This window comes from Streptomyces sp. 4F14 (assembly GCF_048159485.1).
Lineage (GTDB): Bacteria > Actinomycetota > Actinomycetes > Streptomycetales > Streptomycetaceae > Streptomyces.
Window position 1 is genome coordinate 396750 of the sequence record NZ_JBLRVY010000007.1, and the last position, 19476, is coordinate 416225.

A 19476-nucleotide genomic window follows, 5' to 3' on the forward strand; every position below is an offset into this window, starting at 1 on the left:
TCCTGACGCAGTGGTGGTGACAGCCGTGTACCGAACGCCCCGTCAACTCCCCGAACTCGACGCACAAACGGCAGACGAAGCGCTCATCTACCGCGCCTCGACGCCTCTGGACGCCGGCCCCTGGCAGTACCGCCTGTACGCCATCGGCCCGGACGGTCCCGAGGCGGCAGCCACCGAGCGCGGAAAGTTCCTGCTGGTCCGGATCGACGAGAACGAGGCTGTCCACGAGGTGGCCGGCCCCCGGACGCTCCGTCACCAGCAGTGGGGAGAGCAACTGCTCGACCGCCTGTGGGAGGCACTGGACAACGGCGAACTCCCCGTCGAGGACACCGACATCGATATTGAGGCGCTTGCAGCAGTCGAGCAGCGCATCGTCGGCGAAGCCGTCAGCGGTCCGGAACCCACGCAGGAGCAGACAACACGCCCGGTCAGGACCGCCGCGCCGGATTCGCCGGACAACCCGGCGGACGATCCAGAACGCTCCGTGAGCGATGTGCCGCGAAGCACGGGGGACTTCGCACCAGGTGACATCGTCTGGCACCTCGACGAGGACTCCGTCCAGGACGGCGAGGAAGAGCCGCTGGAGGCGGTCTTCGTCCGGCCGTCCGACGAGAGCCCGGATGCCCTCCTGGTCCAGGACACGGACGCAGACGACGAGCCTTACCTCATCCGCCTGGACATGGTCGTCGCGCGCGAACGCCCCACGGCCCCACAGGCCCCGGAAGCGGTCCGCTTCCGACCGCGCGGCCAGGACGACCTCGCCCCGTCGGGCCGTGTCACCCGCATCCGTGCGAACATCTCGGCACTGCGCGCCCTTCACACCCTCCGGGACGAACAGCGGCCGGCGACACCCGCCGAACAGGCGGTGCTCGCCCGCTGGAGTTCCTGGGGCGCCGTTCCGGAGATCTTCGACCCGCGCAAGCGCGAGTTCGCCGGCCTCCGAAGCGAACTGCGCAGCCTCCTGACCGAACAGGAGTGGTACGCGGCCGAGGCGACCACCCGCAACGCGCACTTCACGGACGCCGCGCTGGTAGAGCCGATCTGGCAGGCGCTGAAAGACCTCGGGTTCGAGGAGGGCCGGCTCCTGGAACCGGGCTGCGGCAGCGGCAACTTCCTGGCCTTCGCCCCGGAGACGGCACAGATGACCGGCGTCGAACTCGACCCGGTCACCGCCGAGATAGCCGCAGCGCTCTACCCGGACGCGGAGGTCCGGGCGGAGTCCTTCGTCGATACGCGTTACCCCGAGGGCTACTTCGACGGGGCCATCGGGAACGTCCCGTTCGACGAGGTCGCGCTCACCGACCCGGTCCACAACCCGCTCCGGTTGCCCACACACAACCACTTCATCGTCAAGGCACTGGAGATGGTCCGGCCGGGTGGCCTCGTGGCTGTGGTGACCAGCCGCTTCACCCTGGACTCGATGGGCAAGACCTCCCGGTTGGAGATCTCCGACCGGGCGGACCTGGTCGGCGCGGTCCGGCTGCCCGCCGGTGCCCACCGCAGAGCGGCCGGCACCAATGCCGTGAGCGACCTGCTCATCCTGCGGCGACGCGACGGCCAGGCCGCCGACACCCTCCCGGAGTGGCTGGGCCTCGCCCCCGTGCAGGTCGACGCGGAGACCAAGGTTCTGGTCAACAGGTATTTCGCCAAGCATCCCGAACGCGTGCTCGGCACGCTCAGCGTGACCAGCACCCAGTACGGCCGCGAGGACATCACCGTCCGTCCGGACACCGGCACCCCCCTTGCCGAAGCCCTGAGCGACGTTCTGGCGACGATCACCCGGCAGGCCCGCGAATCCGGTCTGGCCATGAGCGCCTCGCCCGACGCACTCCAGCGAGCCGAGGTCGAGCGCCGTGCCGAGCGGATGCGCGGGGCCGAGGAGATGTTCGGCGAGGAACTGAGCCGCTTCGAGGGCACTCTCCTGGACCAGAACGACGGAACGTTCCTCCAGCTGGTCGGTGGTGAACTCACCGATCGGCCCGTCTTCAGGAACTCCGTGGAGGAACTGCGTTCCCTCCTCGGCCTCCGTGACACCTACGTCGAACTGCTCAGCGCCGAGTCGTCGGGCGACGACGAACGGGCCACGACGCTGCGCCAGCAGCTCAACGAACGCTACGACGCGCATGCCGGGCAGTACGGCTTCCTCAACCGGCGCGACCCCCGCCGTGACCGCCGGTCGGCCCACGGCTGTTTCCGTACCGATCCGTACGCGGCAGGCGTCTACGCGCTGGAAATCTACGACAGGGAAGCGGACACCGCGAAGAAGAGCCAGATCTTCACACGCGCGGTCAGCACCCCCACGCCCGAACAGCATTCTGCCGACACCCCGCACGACGCGCTGGCCATCAGCCTCAACACCTACGGGGAGATCCGCCTCCACGAGATCTCCCGCCTGCTCGGCATCGACTCCCTCGACGAGACACGGGACGTCCTGGGCGAACTCGTCTACAACGAACCTGGCTCCCAACGTCTCGTCCCCGCGGCGGAGTACCTGAGCGGCAATGTCCGCCAGAAGATCGAGCAGGTCGAGATGATCCTGCGGATGGTTTCGGACGAGTCCCGCAGCCGGCACCCCTTCCAGGCGAACCTTGCCGCGCTGCGCCGGGTCCTTCCGCCGGACAAGCAGCCCGGGGACATTGAGGATATCCAGTTCGGTGCCACCTGGGTCCAGCCCAAGTTCTACGAACTGTTCCTGCGCCAGCTCCTCCAGACCAGGTACCTGTCGGTGATCCGTACCTCGGGAGCGGACTGGGAGATACAGACACGCCCGAGCGTGCGCAAGTCCCGCGCGGCGACCAAGGTCTACGGCACCGCGCGGCGCAACGCGGTCGAGCTCGCGGAGCGCCTGCTGCGCCGGGCCTCCCTGGTCGTGCATCCGCCCAAGCTCGGTGAGGACGCCTCGGCAGAGAGCATCGTTGACGCCAAGCGCTGGGCGGCCGAGCAGACCGAGCAGACCATCGCCAAGGCGGACGAGATGAGCCGCCTGTTCGCCGACTGGCTCTGGCAGGATCCCGAGCGGTCGGCGGAGTGCCTCGCCGACTACAACCGCCTCTACAACTCCTACGTCCCGTACGAGGGCGACGGCAGCCACCTGACCTTCCCCGGTCTGTCGGACGTGATCACACCTCGCCCGCACCAGCGCGCCGGCGTGGCCCGGGCTCTGTCCGAGCCCGGAGGGAGTTTCTTCGACTACGAAGTCGGCTTCGGCAAGACGCTGACCATCGCCATGACGCTGATGGAGATGAAGCGCCTGCGGATGGTCAACAAGCCGTGCGTCGTGGTGAAGAACGCCACGGTCAACGACTTCCGCAACGACTTCCTCAAGGCGTACCCGGGCGCCAGGGTCCTCGCGATCGACAGCAGCGAGTTCACGAAGGAGACCGCAGCCGCCTACGTCGCCCAGATCGCCAACGGCGACTGGGACGCGGTCATCCTGCCGCAGTCCCTGTTCAAGCGGATACCGATGTCAGGACGGGGGCAGGAGCAGTTCGTCGCCGACCAGACGGCCGAATACCGCGCACGGATCCACCAGGTGCTGACCGGCAAGGAGGAAGTCCTGCCGCCGGGGAACAACCCCGGTGGGGACCCGCTTGTCGCGGAAGCCCTGGGCACGGTTGCCGCGATCAGCGGAGTGAGCGGCGCTTCTCCCTCCAGGGACACCGTGAAGAAACTTCAGGGTGACCTCAAGCGCCATACCCAGCGGGCTGAGAAAAACCTGGTGAAGCAGACCGCGACCGGGATCAGCTGGGAACAGACCGGTATCGATTTCATCGCTGTCGACGAGGTGCAGGACTTCGCCAACGGCGAGGTCGGCGCCAACAACAGCGAACTCGCGCTGGCCGTATCGGCCCAGGCGAAAGACCTGAAAGTCAAGATACGGACCATGGAAAAAGCCTATGGTCCCAAGGTGGCTCTGGGGTCCACGGGAACCCCATTCCCGAACGCCATGCCGCAATCATTCGTCATGTTCGACTACTTCCGCAGGGATCTCCTCGTAGCCGCTGAGATAGAAGCGTTTTCCTCCTTCCAGGCCCAGTACCTCATGGACCGTATTTCCCCGGAGATATCTCCGGAGGGAATTCCTCGGATGAAGGAGAGGATAGGAGCTTTCCGCAATGCGCGTTCGTTTCACATGCTGTGGAAAGCGATGGCCGATGTCAAGACGTCGGCCGAGATACAGCTGCCTGTCCCGAAACGCATCAGCACGACCGAGGTCGTTGACGCGACCCACGCCGACCGTGAGTACATGGAAGAAATCGCCGACCGTGCGGAAGTCGTGCGGGGCGGTGAGATCGATGCGGCGCTGGACAACCTGCTGAAGATCTCCAACGACGGTCGGCTCGCCGCCATGGATCTACGGATGGTCGGCCGGACACCCGACGGCCCGGGGAAGATCGACGCCGCCGCCGACAGGATCTTCCAGATCCACCAGGCGTACAAGGACCGTGCGTACACCGATCGTGAAGGTGTCCCCAGCGCGCTTCCGGGGGCGCTCCAGATGGTCTTCGCGGACCGCGGCACCCCGTCCGACGAGAATCGCAAAGCCGGGAAGTTCATCGCCTACGACTACCTGAAGGACCTGCTCGTCGAGCGGGGCATCCCCGCAGACCAGATCCGCTTCGCCCAGGAGGCCAGGAACGCCGAGGAGAAGGAGGCGCTGTGGGCCGCCTGCCGCCGGGGCCAGGTCGCAGTCGTCATCGGATCCACCGACACCATGGGCGTCGGCGTCAACATCCAGGACAGGGCCATCGCGCTGCACCATCTGGACTGCCCCTGGCGCCCCAGCGACGTCACCCAGCGCGAGGGCCGGATCGTCCGCCAGTTCAACCAGCACTTCGGACAGAACGTTCCGGTCCAGATTCTCCGCTGGGTGAAGGAGGGGTCCTTCGACTCTTTCATGTGGCAGACGGTGGAGAGGAAGGCCCGGTTCATCGACCAGGTCCGCACCGGCCGGGACCTGGAGGAACAGGACCAGGCCCTGGACGGCGACCTGGGCAAGGACTATCTCGAATTCGGTGAGATCAAGGCCATCGCCACGGGCAACCCTCTGCTGCTGAAGAAGATGCAGGCCGAGGAGGAAGTCCGTCAGCTGGATGCGGCTTTCACGAACTGGAAGCGGACGCACCAGCACCTGCGCAACGTCGTCGAGACCGGGGACGAGACCCTGGCGAAGGCCCAGGAGAACGCCGACCTCGTCGGGCGGGCGGTACAGGCCCGCACGGAGACCAAGGGCGACTCCTTCCGGATGGAACTGCCCAACGGGAAGACCGTCACGAAGCGGCAGAACGCCGCCGTCGCTCTTCGTACCCGACTGGCTCTGATGCAGCGGCAGATGCAGGGCGCTGACACCAGCGCGTGGGAGCACGTGGCGACGCTCGGCGGCCAGGAGTTCCACGCCCGGATCAACGCCTTCCACGACTACCTCCACGTCACCATCCGCGGTCTGGGGGACATTCCCCAGAGCACGTTCACGGTGTCCGACGTCAACGCCGTTCTCAGCGACGGCAAGCCGCCCCTCGGACTGGTCACCCGGATGGAGAACCAGGCCGAGAAACTCGACGGTCTGCACACAACGCTGCTCGCCGTCGTCGACGAGCTCAAACAGGAGATCGACCGCGCTCAGAGACTCGTGGGCCAGCCCTTCACCAAGGCCGACAAACTGCGCAGGGCGCGCGCGGACCTGGCCCAGCTCGAAGCGGAGATCGCTGTCCAGGCCGGCAGCAGGCCAGGAGAAGAGCCCGCGGACGACAGCTCCGCAGGCTCCCGGCAGCAGGACAACGGGGCTGCCGAAGCCGACGAACTCCTCCAGGCGTTCCATGACTGGAGCGGCACATCGATCATCGCCACGTGGCGTCTGGTGCCGGACCGGCCCGGCGGCTCCGCCGAGGACGCCCAGCGCCGCCTCGTCGAAGCGGCCGGCGACGCACTCATCCAGGAGATCAGACAGCGGCGGCAAACAGCCCAGGAAGGAGACACGCCAGGCTTTTACGGACTTCCGCAGAGCCAGGCACTGCTGGACGCGGCGACCGCCTACCTCAACGTACTGGCCACCGTGTCCGATGACGACCTTCGCGACAAGGCCCAGGAAGCGACCCGGGAACTCATCCACGGCATCAGGGCCTATCTCACGGATGCGGCCGACCACGTGCCCGCCGGGCCGGATCACCCCGGCGCGGCGGAAGACAGTGCGCCGAGCGCTGAGCCGATGCCCGCGCAGACCCGTCCGGGACAGGAGCCGCAGCCGGCGGCCGGCAGTCCGGCCACGGTCGGGGCGGGTCCTCACCGCCGGATCGCGGAGCCGTACGCTGACCGGGCCGACTACTGGAGCGCCGAACAGAGCACCCTGGACACGTACCGCTCATGGGCCGAGGCGTTCGGCTCCCGTCTCGATGACGGCAGCATCCAGGAACAGGCCCTCGCCCGTGCGGCGCAGCAGGTGCTCTCCGAAAGCCTTCAGAGCCGGCACAGCCGGCTCCTGGGCTTCAGGACATTCGTGAAGTGGGAAACCGGGCAGGCCCTTGCCGAGGCGGCCCGCGCGGTCGGCGATCAGTGGGACCGCGAGCAGCGCGGTCATCAGGCAGTGAGCCGTACCTCGGAGATGCACGCGGCTGTCCGCGACCATTTCGCCCGCTACCGGGCCACCACGGAGGACCCGCAGAGCGCCACGTTCCTTCAATGGGCCAGAACCCAGGAGCCGGTCAGTACTGATACCGAGGCGCTGGAGTTCGTTCCGGGCCTGTCACTGTTCGGCGAGTACACAGTGACGGGCCCGGACGGCATGAGGACCGAACCCGCGAGCGGAGCGGACCTGGCGGCAGGCATCGCTCAACTCATCGCCGACAACGTCGCGGTGGAGGAGACCGACGGCGGTCTCACGCTGATTGCCCCCAACGGCCTGCGCTTCGACATCTCGCCCAGTGCGGAACCCGTCGTGGAGCAAGGCGGCGCCGACGGACCGGAAACCCTGCCGGGCGAAGAAGATCCCGTACTGGCGCAGCTCATCGCCCACGACATGGCGGCGATGGCCGGTGGCGGCTGGACGGAGGTGGTGCCGCACTTCGGGAGCCAGCAGGAGGCCACTGACGAGCGGCACCGAGTAGAGAGCGCCTACGAGAGGTGGGCCGCCACCCAGACGGCCCTGCCGATGGTGGTCGACGCCCAGGAAGAACTGGCGGGTGAAGAGTCCGGAGTCACCAACCCCGCTGGCTACGTCGCGTCGTGGCATCACCGCAGCCGCTTGGCATTCAGTACCGCGGGTCCCACGGGCGGGCGCATGGTCGTCGAACAGTTCGAGGGCCTGGCGCAGGCCGCTCGCCGCGCGGACTCCCATCTGGCCGAAGAGGGTTCGTACGCCTCCGAGTCGGACCGGGCACTCCTGCTCCAACTGGCGCACCTCGCCGCCCGGTACGCGCAGCGCCTGGCGGCCACCCTGGACTTTCTTGCCGAGCAGCGCGCCCAGGACACCCCGACCGCAGCACGCATGCACGAGGTGCGGGCGCTGGAGAGCGCCATGGAGTACCTCGCCGACCAGGGCGCCGCCTTCCACATGGGCAAGGGCCGCAGCTCGTACACCGATCGCGAAGCCGTCGGTGCCCTCATACGAGGAGAACTGCTGGACGGCTTCCGCAAGTTGGCCGAACTTCCGCCGGAGAAACAGAACCTCGACGCCGACGCGCGTGTCCTGTATGGGCATATCCGGGGCATCCCTCTCTATGTCGGCTGGCACAGCCTCGGCAGTCCCCAGGCCCAGGCGGTGCTGGGGTTCGATCAGCTGTCCTTGCTGGAACAGGACGCGTTCACCGCCGCCGAGTTGGAAGCCTTGACGCCGTCTGACCTGATGGACCGTATCGAGGGCAGGCTGTCCCTCGATGCTCTGGGCGCCATCCGTGACCGGGAGCTGGCTGAGATTCAAGCTCTTCTTGTCACCGACGCACAGGGCCATGCCGCTGTTTCGGCCGAGACGCAAACAGCGCAGCAGCCCGGTGCGGGCATCGAAACCTCCGCCGAGGACGAGGAAACTCCGTCTCCAACGGTCCTGGAGGAGTCGGACACGCCACTGCATACGTCCGCAGGACCGGAGATGAGCTCGAAGCAGGTCGTTCAGGACACACCTGGCACCAGCCGTGTTGCGGCGCAGAACCTTGCGGTGCTGCTCGGCCTGTATACCGACCCCGGTGAACTCGTCGCCGGCCGTGAACTCGTGCGGGAAACGGTCGTGCAGCTCCTGGAAGCGGCACATCAGCAGACGGACACCGTCAAGGGGAAAGGCGTCGCGAGCCTTGTCAAGGACGTGTCTGAAGCCGGCGATGCCCTCGCAGCCGCGCCGCAGGTCTCTCCTGCCGAGATATTCCCGCTCTACGACCGTCTGGCCCTGGCCGCTTCCCGTCTCGCCGACGGCACCGACGGCGACCTTGCTCAGAAGGCCCACGCTCTCGTCCAGCGTGCCGAGCGGCACCTCGGACGCCTGCACGCGACGGGGCAAGACCTCTTCGACGTGCTCCTCGACGCATCCGCGCTCGACACCGGTTCGTTGGCCGTGATCGCCCGGAACGACCCCCTGAAAGAACGTCCTGCCCCGTACACCGACAGCTCGCACCTGAACTTCGCGCGCCAGATCATCTTCGAGACGTACGACCGCTGGCCCCAGGTGTACAGCAGTGCCGGCGGGGAATTCAGCGACCGGCTGCGCGGCGCCATGTGGGAGATCCGCCAGACCAGCGACCGGGCAGTCGGCACCGCGCTGCCGGACTGGATGAACGTGGTCTCCTTCGCGCTGGCGGCGGTGGCGGAAGCCGACGAACCGGCGAGCCGCAGCGTCCTGCGTGATGTCGCGCAGCGTTCCTACCAGCACCACCAGAGCCTCGCGTCCTTCCAACTCGCTGCCGAGCAAGCACAGCCGTACGACAACGAACGGTCCTACACGGACGGCGCGGACGCGGTATCAGACGCCTGGGACGCCTGGACGGCCACGCCCACCGCCACGTACCTCGTGCGGCGAGAGAAAACAGACACGTCGCTGGACGCCCCGCAGGCCCACCAGCTCAGCGCACAGGAAGAAATACGCGAGGCCCTCTACGCGGCCGACTGGGCGCAGACGGACGACGGCAGTCTCGACGAGGTCACCCGGCGCGCGACGAAAGCAGCTCACACTGCGTACGCGCTCGTGCTCAGCCTCGGGGAGAACAGCTACCGGGACCGCGGCGATGCCGGTGTCCTCACCCGGCTGGTGCGGACCTGTTACGAGCACGCCGCGGCCTGCCGCGTCACCGCCGGTCGCCCGGAGTCGGTCTTCGCCGTGCGCGTTCAGCTGAGCAAACGCCAGGATCGGCTGAAGGCCGCGTGGCCAGACATCACACCCGGAGCTTCCCAGACGGAGCCGCCGGCGGCGCAGCCTTCCGGCACCGCGGCCCTGGAGATCGAACACGACTACCGTGGAACCTTCGTTCGAGGCGTGAGTGACGACGCGGGCGATGTCTCGGTGCGCTCGGCACTACAGCGCCACGACTTCGTCCTCTCCAAGGACGGAACCTTCTGGCACCTGCCCCGGCGCATGGCGCTGACCCACCGAGACGTCCATGTCCGGAAGCTGATCGACAACCTGAGCCGTCTGGGCCGTCCGCATCGGATGGCCGACGCGTCGCCGGACCAGGAACAGCCTGAGATCACCATTCCCGCCGGTGAACCGTACACATCCAAGGAGGAGGCCAGCCAGGACTTCGAAGAGATCTTCGGGGCCCTGTGGCGGATGCAGGACACCCCCGCCGGGCGACGGCTGATCACCAGAGGCCAGGACGCCCGCCCGGACGGTGCTGCGGTGTGGATTGCCATGGAGGAACTGCGACAAGGCCCGGTCGGCAGCAACGCCGACCCCTTCGTGCACCCGAAGGACGACATCGTCAGCCGCAGCACCGAACTCGCCCGGGCTGCCCTGACCCTTGCCCGGAACCTCGAAGAGGAGCGCTACCGCGCCCCTGTCGCCCTGCCGCACTTCCGGACCATGACGCAGTACGCCACGCTCCTGGCCTCGCGCGTCACCGCCACCGCGGCGCAGGACGGGCTGTGGGAAGAAGTCTTCGCCACACCAGCGGCCACGCCGGGCCGTGATGGAGGAGCCGGCACGGCTGTTCCCGGCACCGGACCCGCCGCAGCAGCGGAGGAGAAAGCACCAGAGTCCGCTGACCCCTCCGGGGCTCGGGGGGCCGCAGACCTGAACGGCCCCGGGGACGCGATCGATCCTCTCGTCGCGGGCCACTACGGCGATGAGGAACTGCGGGCAGCCGTCGACCGCCTCCAGCACCTCTACCAGCAAGCAGTCCACATACTTCCCGACTGGCACCGGCCCGATGTACCCCCAGAATCGTCCGGTGACGAGGAAGCGTGGTACCGGGGTCCCGGCCGTATCGAAATTCCGGAGGGGTTCGTTCCGTACGCGGATGACGGAGCTGTCCTCAAGACCGGTGACGTCATCCGCAAGGGATACCGGAGAAGGCTGGAATCCAAGAAGCTGTCGTACAAGACCGTCAGGATCACCGGTGACCGGGATCCGGGCGACGGTTATTACAGGGCCGCACCGGGCACACGTGTTCACCCAGGGGAAGTCGTCGCCGTACCCGCGGACTCCCGGCTCCTCACAGGAGCGGAAGAAGACCGCTACACGGTCCGAGGCGCCTTCTGGGACCGGTGGAAAAGCGCCGAAGTAGCCGCAGATGCCAGCAGTCGAGGCGAGCTGCCGCTGCCGGAGACCATCGACGCGTACCGGCAGGCATTCATCGCCAGCGGCGCCCTTTCACGCATCCTGGAAAATACCTCTGTACCCGAAGAAGCCGGGATTCTGCTGGAACGGCTGAGGAAAGAGACCGAACACCACATCGTCCGGCTCACACTCACGCACCGGGTGACAGAGGAGAAAGCGGAGAACGAGCAGCACCGACGGGACCAGGAACGGGAACCGCAGACGGACGAGAGCACAACGGTCGAGCACGTGACGGGGTCCCCGGAGCAGGCGGAACGACCTGCCCAGGTGTCAGACACGACCGCAGCGCGACCCGGCCACGCCACTGACGCAGGCGTCGTCCCACAGGACGGCACAACGACGAGTGAGCCCTCGGAACCCTCCGCCGTGAGCGAGCCCCGGACGGCCGCCACGTCGCGAAACAGCAGCACCGCCGACCCTCCGGAACAGACCGGACCCGACACCCGTCTGACACAGCAGCAGCTCGACGGGCTGCCTCACCACGACGGCCACCCCACCGACGCCGGCCTGGCCGTCCTTACGACGCTCGCCTTCCGTGACGGGCACGTCAAGGACGCCCTGCTCCTCCTACGGTCCGTCGAGCCAGGCGAGATGGCAGGGCAGGCACCCATCGTCCTAGGCGCGCAGATCGTCGCACCGAACGAGCTGGTGTCCACCAGCCTCGACGGGCGATACACCCCGGCTGACCTCCTGGCCATGCCCGACTCCCGAGTACTGCCGCTCACGAGCCCGATTCCCTGGACGGAAGTCGAGAACCTGGCCGGGCTCCCGTACGAGGAGGCATTGCGGCGGCTGCCTGTGACCAGCGCGGACGAGGGCACCCGGCACCAGCCGCCGGCGCCCGCTCCGCCCTCGGGCACCGTCCCCGATGATCAGGAAGGCCCTGCGCAGAAGCAGACCTCCGCCGCGGCGGCAGCCGTCCCGGGGCGGCCTGCCGCCGAAGGACCGCGGAACGCCGATCCCTCCCCGCCCGGACTCACGGATGATGCCGCACGGCTGCGGGAGCTGGCCGGTGCCTTCGGGGACCGCGTCGCCATCGGGCACATCGGCCCCGGCGGCCCCGCGCGAGCGGAGGAAGCCGCACCGGCCCCGGCGCCGGAGGAACCCGCGCCTGCGCCGCCGTCCCCGGCCGACGAGCAGCAGGAGGAGAGCATGACCGGGACCGAGCCCGAGACTGCGTCCGAAGGACCCTGGACGAGCCGGATCAAGATCGTCAGCGATGCCATCGGCACCTACGTCACCGGAACGACCGGCGCCCCCGAGGAGAACGCGCTTCGGGACCTGCTGAAGCGGGACCGGAACTTCAAGTACGAGAAGGACAAGAGCCGTTGGCGCTACAACGGCATGCGCGGGCAGAAGGAGCAAGTGCTGGGGGAAATCCGGGCTTTCCTCGCGGCCAGGGACGAGCAGGAGAGCGCGGTCGTGAGCGCCGCCGCCGGCAAGTACCCGCCCACGGCTCAGCAGCAGGCGATCATCACCGCAGCGGTAGAAGGCAAGAACGTTGCTGTGCAGGCGCTCGCGGGTACCGGGAAAACCTCCACGCTGGTGATGATCGCCGCGCAGATGCCGTCGCGCCGCATCGCCTACATCGCCTTCAACAAGGCCATCGCCGATGAAGCGGGCCGGAAGTTCGGCCGGAACGTCACCGCCCGCACCAGTCACTCCTTCGCTATACAAGACCTGCGCAACACCCCTTACCGGCACAAAGTATCCATCGCCGGGCCGCGCAACAGCGGAGCCCGCCGCCCCAGGGACGTCGCGGCTGCGCTCGGCATCACCGCCGAGATACGTGTCGCCGACGGCGAAGGAAGCCTTCAGCGCGTCGGTCCCGAGGAGATCGCCAAGGTCGTGATGGGGGCGATCCGCCGCTACCGGCAGAGCGCCGATGCCGAGATCGGACGCCAGCACCTCGGAGAGAAGTGGGCGCACGGCCCCGTTGGCCGCACGTTGCTGGGGTACGCCCGCAGCGCCTGGGCGGACATCGCGGATCCGAACAGCAACAAGATTGTCTTCACTCATGACGACTACCTCAAGATCTGGGCCCTGACGAACCCGAGGCTGCCGTTCGACACGATCTTCTTCGACGAGGCGCAGGACATCAACATGGTGCTGAAGAAGGTGATTCAGGACCAGGACGGTCAGGTCATCGTCGTCGGCGACAGCAATCAGGCGATCTACGAATTCCGGGGCGCCGTCGACGCTCTGAAGGACTGGCCGGCCGACGTGGTGCTGCCTCTGACGCAGAGCTGGCGTTTCGGCCCCGCCGTCGCCGAGGTGGGCAACGCGTTCCTCGGCCTCCTCGGATCCGACCTCCGGCTGGAAGGCTCGCCTGTCCTCGACACGACCCTGGGCAGTGTCGAGGAACCCGATGCGATCCTGACCCACACCAACGTGGGCGCCGTCTCCGCGGTTTTCGCGGGTTTCGAGGCGGGCAAGCGCGTGGCGCTCGTCGGCGGCGGCGAGGACATCGAGGACATCGCCCGGGCTGCCCGGGATCTCCAGCAGGGCCGCCGCACCAAGCATCCGGAACTGTCGGCTTTCGAGAACTGGAACGAGGTCAAGGAGTACGCCGAGTCCGACGAGAACGCGCAGACCCTTCAGACGTTCGTCCGGCTCGTCGACCGTTACACCCCCCAGGGCCTGCTCAACATGATCCGCGACCTGGTTCCCGAGGAAGCGCGCGATGAGGAGACCCGGCCCGAGCTCGTCGTCTCCACCGCCCACAAATCCAAGGGCCGCGAATGGGACCAGGTGCAGATCTGGACCGACTTCCCCCAGCCCAAGGAAGACAGCCAGACCGGCGAACTCCTCCTGCCCCCGGTGGACAAGATACGGCTGGCCTATGTGGCGGCGACCCGGGCCAAGAAGCGTCTCGATATCGGTTCCCTCGGCTGGTACCAGTCCCTCGCCCTTCTCACGGACACGCCCCAGTCCGGGAACACACCAGTCCCGGCACCCGTACAGAGCGCCCCCGCGCCGGCCGCCGCCGCTGCCCGGACCCCCGCAGTCCCCGAGGCGCCCCGCTCCGCCGAAGTCACGCCGCCTGCCGCAGCTCCGGGGGAACAGCCGGAGCACGCGGCCACCGGGTCGACAGACGAGAAGACCACCACCCCGGTCTCCTCGCCCGCGGCTCCCGCGCCGGCCGACGGCGCCGAGGACACAGCGCCGACCGACGCTCCGCCCGCCTCACAGACGGAGGCCGTCATGGAAGGGAGCCCGGAGCCGGTCACCCCCGCCTTCGAGAACTCAGGTGGACCGCCGCCTGGCGCCGACCAGCCGTCCCTCTTCCCGGGAGTTGAGGGCGACACGCCCGGCGACGAGCCGACGGCGGCCCCTGCCGCCGCACAGGGCACCCAACCCGCGCCCCTGCCCTGGGACGATCAGAAGATCAAAAAGCGCGGCATCGCGGGAATCCGCCGCGGACAAGAGAAGGAGATACCCAATCTCGCCCGGGACCTGCGCGAGGCCCTCGGCGACAACCAGGTCCGCGACGTCTGGGAACGGGACAACCCCTGGGCCCAGTTCGAGGAGAACCTCCGGCACACCCAACGCGAGCTTACGCCGCCGGACTCTGCCCTGAACACACTGGTCACCGAGGCCGCCGAACGGCTTCGTACGCAGATAGACCTTCTCGCGGCCGAGGCATCCGGTGTCTTCGAGACGCTGATCCAGGCCCGTGCCGGCGACGTGGACCAGCTGGCCGAACTCGAAGCGCAGCTCGCCGAGGCGCACCGTCTGCCCGAACTCACCGATCCCCTGGCACGCCAGGCCCTGATCCTGTGCCTGGAGGCCGTCGACGGCATCGAGCGCGCCGCGCGCCGCCGCAAACTCCGCGCAGGCGTCGCGCGGGATGCCCTCGACCAGGTCATGGGACTCGCCGGCACCTCGTACAGTCCCGACGGCCAGCAGCTGTGGCCGAACATCGACGCGGCCCTGGCCCCGGTCAAGGTGCAGGTGGACAAGGCCCGCGAGCGCATCGCCGAGCTGTCCAACCCAGTGCTCACCGAGGAGTACGCCCGCTTGCGCGCGCTGATCGCCTCCCACGGCGAGAAGACCGCGGGGCCGAACGGGACCGAGGACACCCCGGTATCGGCTGCCGCAACCGCAACCGCAACCGCAACCGCAAACAGCGCGGGAGCGCCTGGCGCTCCGGCCGAAGGACAGGAGCACGCGCCGGAGCCACTGGGCGACCGGGACATCGGGGCTGCACTGAGCAGAATGAGCTCATGGGACTTCGGGCAACTGGTGTTCGAGCTGGACCAGAAGAAGAGGAAGACCCCGCAGCTGTACGAAGCATGGTTTCGCCTGCCCTCGGAACCCGGGTACAACGAGGCAGGCGCCGAGTTCGCGAGCGCCTTCTCCAGCAGCGGCGCTGTCGAGATCGAGATCAAGGCCGCCACCGACACGGCACAGGCCGTCCGGGCCGGGAAGCTGACCCTGGCCAAGATCATCGCGTGGCTGCGTCCGGCTCTGCCGCCGGAACGACGTGACCTGCTCGCGGTGGCGTGGCGGACCAAGAACGCCATGTCCCGCAGCGAGCAAGGGTTCTCCGTCATCGGTGAGTCAGGCCGCTGGGAAGAGGCCGACAAGGAACTGCAGCGCATCCTTAGCGACACCCACGCGACGGTGATCAAGGAAGCGCTGGACGCCCACCTCGCGGGTACGGCGGAGCAGCGCGTCGCGCGCATCAAAGCCGCCGAGAAGTGGGAACGAGACCGGACGCTGATGTTCGACCTCGGCGGGCCGGACGAGTCCGCCGCCGACATCGCCGCACTGGAGCGGGTGGCAGCGCTCAGGGCCGTCCTGCCCGGCCGGCGCAATGGCGCCTGCCGCCTGAGCGAGGTCGCACCGGGCGACTGCTTCACGGACGTGTCCGACGAGCGCCTGCCGTTCCTCGTACGAGAACAACCCGTCATCACCTACAGCGGCGAAGTGACCCTCGTGGGAGAGCTTGTCGGCGGGCCGGGAGACCTGCGGCCGTACACGTGGGAGACCGGAGGTCACCCCGACGATCATGTCGAGCCGCTCCTGCTTCCGAAGTCGCTGGCCGGCCTCATCGACCACCCCGCCGACACACCCCGCACTCCCGCTTTCGCTCCCGCACCCGCGACGGCCCGCGACCCGCTCCCCGAGGCGAACACCCGCGCGGGAACGGCGCCGGAAACCGGACCGCTCTCCACCGCAGCGGACTCCACGGCCCCGCCCGAAGGAACTTCCCGGACCCGCGGGCAGCAGCCCGGGACACCGGCGCCGACCGGAGCCGGCGCGGACACCAGGGCGAGGCGTCTGCCGTACGAGACCCAGAAAGCCTTCCTGGACGACCTCTGGGCCACGGAGAACAGCTACGACGCCTGGGCCGGCTCGGCCACGGGCCGGGCGCTGCTGTCGGAGGCCCGGGAACTCCAGGAGGAGACCGGTGTCACGGAAGCCAACGAAGCGGCCCGCATCCAGACGGCCACCCGTCGTGCCCTCCTCGCGGCCGACGCCACACACTGTGTCGCCGACGCCGTCCTCGACGGCTGCCGGGACCTGCACACGACCGTCGCCGAAGCCGGGCGGTCGCTGGCGGCACGCACGGCGTTCACCTCCGAGGAAGACCGGCGCCTGCTCCTCGCGCTCCACACCCGGGCGCAGGAACTGCTGGCCCGCCTGGAGGCCACCGCAGACCCGCAGGCCCTGCTCGACAGCGAACACGACGGGGCCCGGCTGCTGTCCCGCTTCAAAGAGACGCGCCGGCCCCAACCCCCAGGCACCGACCGGCCTGACACCGCGCCGGAGCCCGCACAACGGCCTGCCCAGCAACCGTCGCCCGCGCCCTCCGTACCGAATCCGCAGAGTGCCGCCGCCGGGGGCAAGGGGACGGGACGCGGGCCGGCCGGTCCGGAAACAGCGACCGTGTCCGTCGGCCTGCCGCAGGAAGGCAACAGCCCGGAAGCCGTTCCCGCGACCGGCACCGCGCAGACCGAGGTGCCCTCGTCCGGTGAACCGCCGGCAGACCACGACACGTTCCCCGGGGACACCATCGGCGACGGCATGGGCGTCAACGGCGGCATGACCGCCGGCGTCCGGCAGGAGCCCGACCCGGACGGGAGCGGTCGTAGCCGCACCAGCGAACAGGACGAGCCGGTGTCCGCCGAAGACCTCGCCGCGCTGGAAGTCGACCAGGAGTACGAGGCGCTGATCGAGGAGGAACGCATGGCTGAGGCCGCATCCGGCACGGGTGCTGTCCCGGGGCAGGACGACTTCGACCGGCACTTCGAGGACATTGTTGCCCTTCTGCGCGCCACCGAACACATGGCGCAGGGCCCCGTACCCCCGCCGCGTCCTCGGCTCAGCGCCGAGGACGAACTGCGGCTGCGGGAACAGTACGCCGCCACCCGGCGGGCACTGTCCGGGATCCTCACCAGCATCGACGCGGACCCGGTCCTGCCGACGGCCGAGGACCCGGCGGTCGAGGCCGGTGACGCCGCTGCTCTTGCGGCGGCCATGAGCAACGCCGAAACGGAGGCGGGCTCCTACTGGGGCACCCCTGAATGGACGATGATCCGCTCGATCAGCCAGGCCGGACAGCAATTGCGGGGAGCCGTCCGGGAAGCGTTGCTGACCTACGCGGAGACAACCCTCCGCGATATCCGCGCGCACGGTGTCAACCGGACGATCGACGCCCGCACGGCGCGGGCCGTCTCCCACGGGGCAAGGCGTCTGGCGGGCCGCCTGGAACGGTCGGGACAGCGTGATTCGCGTGCCTGGCGGGCGGTATGGGGTCTCCACCGGGCCGCCGCGACCCGCGCGGACCGGCTGACCGGACTGCTGCCCGCCGCTCAGCGCATCGATCTGGCCGACCAACTGGGCCGCGCCTGGCACTGGTTCACCGAACGGGTCACCGCGCGGCGCCACGACCAGGCCGACAGCACGGCCGGTGACGGCCAGGACAGCCGTATGCGCGTGATGCTGGCGAACAGCGTCGAGTCGATCCGCCGCCTCTACGGTGCGGTCTCGGAGCGGCTCGGGGACCTGGCGGAGCATCCGGTATGGCGCCGGATCTCAGCCGTGTGGGCCGGTGCGCGCAACGCTGCCGACAAGGCGAAGCTCGGCACGGGCCGTTTCATGGCGGACCTTCAGACCCTCGGCATCGGGCGGACCCTGTGGGTCCGCACCCTGGAGATCATCTCCGCAGGCGCCCGGACGCTGACCGGCCGGCTGGCCGAGAAAGGCCGCCGCGGCGGCCTGCGGTGGAACCTCCTGCGTGTCCTGCGGCATGCCGCCGAAGACCACATAGCGCACCTCCACGGTCATCTGCCCGAAGGTATGAGCACCCCCCTCGGCACCTACGAGTCCGCTGTCGATGACGCGCCCGAAAACACGCCGGCAAGGGGCGAGGAGACCGCGCCGAAGCAACCCGCACCGGAGGGACGCTCCCCGGAAGGCGCCGGACCCACAGCGTCGGACGGAAGCCCGGCGGCAGCTGCGGACCGGTCCCGCGCTGTCGTGCTGGACGTGGCGGCGCAGGAATACACGATGGCGATGGACCTGCGCTACAGCCACCGCATGCCGCTCGCCGAGGCCGAAGCACTGCTGGCGCGCATGGAAGAACTCGGTGTCGTCGGGCCCCAGGACGAACGAGGCATCCGGCAGGTCCGGGTCACGCCCGGCGAGGCTGCGGACCTTCTCGACGCGGGCCCGGCGGCCGAGGACGCCGCGCCGCGATGGCAGCCGGTCGGCGACGCCCTGACCCGGGCCTGGTTCGAGGAGGTCCGCACCGCAGTGCGCCGCGATGTCCGGCCCGGTCGTGGCCTGTCCCGCCGCGACTTGATGAACCTGCTCGACCAGGAGAACGCGCGTCCGGGAAACCGGACGGCCGCCGGACAGCGCGCGAACGAGTGCGTGGATCTCTTCCTTCAGGGCCGGGGAGACGAGGTGCCGCAGCACCTGGCGGGCGAGGGCTACGTCTACGACCGGGGCGAGTCGAAACGGGAAGGCTGGACGCTCAGGGAGACCCTGCACTCGCCGACGCCTGCCGGCGGGAATCCGGAGGCCGAGAGCGAACCGGAAGCCGCTGCCGGGCTGGTACTGCCGCGTCGGCGCCGCACGACGCCGGCGGACGGCCCGTCGAAGATCGAGAGAGCGGCGGCAGGGCGGCAGCGTCAGCCTTCCCGCGAAGAAGACAACAAGGCGACGGTGACCTCGAACACGTTCGCGGATCAGGCGCAGCGGATGCAGGCGCGTGCTGATTTCGTCCGGGCCGCCGCGACCAGCCCGGGGGAGGAACGGGCCGCGGACGTCTTGCAGACGATCGCCGCGAAGTCCCGGGCCGCTTCCGAGCGGATCGCCGTAGGGGCACCCGCCCAGGGACAGCCGCTTTCTCCGCAGACCGGGCTGACCGCCGAGGCGTTCCTCGCGGCGCTGCGCACCACCGCCCAGGCCCGGGGAGCACAGATTCCCGACGACCTGCTCACCAGCGCGATGGACGCGGCCCGCGAGGCGGTCGCAGCGGCCACCCAGCGTCCCGGGGGCTCCACCGCCGCACCACGCCCCACCGCCAAGCCGGTGCCGCGCCCGACGCGTAAAGGGGCACCGCGCCCGACTCCCAAAGCGGTGCCACGCGCGTTCGGCAAGGCACAGGCAGAACAGGAGCAGGCCGAGCACCGACCGCACGGGCCGGGGAACGCCCCGGGCGGCGTCGGCCGGAGGTAGGGCGTGACGATGCCCGGGGCCCAGCGCAG

1 protein-coding gene is annotated in these 19476 nt (G+C 69.0%); it reads left to right on the top strand.

Features of this window, described 5'->3' with window-relative positions; all coding sequences use genetic code 11:
- The first annotated feature begins 25 nt into the window (after nt 1-25).
- Nucleotides 26-19447 (top strand): AAA family ATPase, encoded by a 19422-nt coding sequence (locus ACLZOT_RS15235; protein ID WP_416969399.1) that lies wholly within the window; start codon nt 26-28, stop codon nt 19445-19447.
- Nucleotides 19448-19476 lie beyond the last annotated feature (29 nt).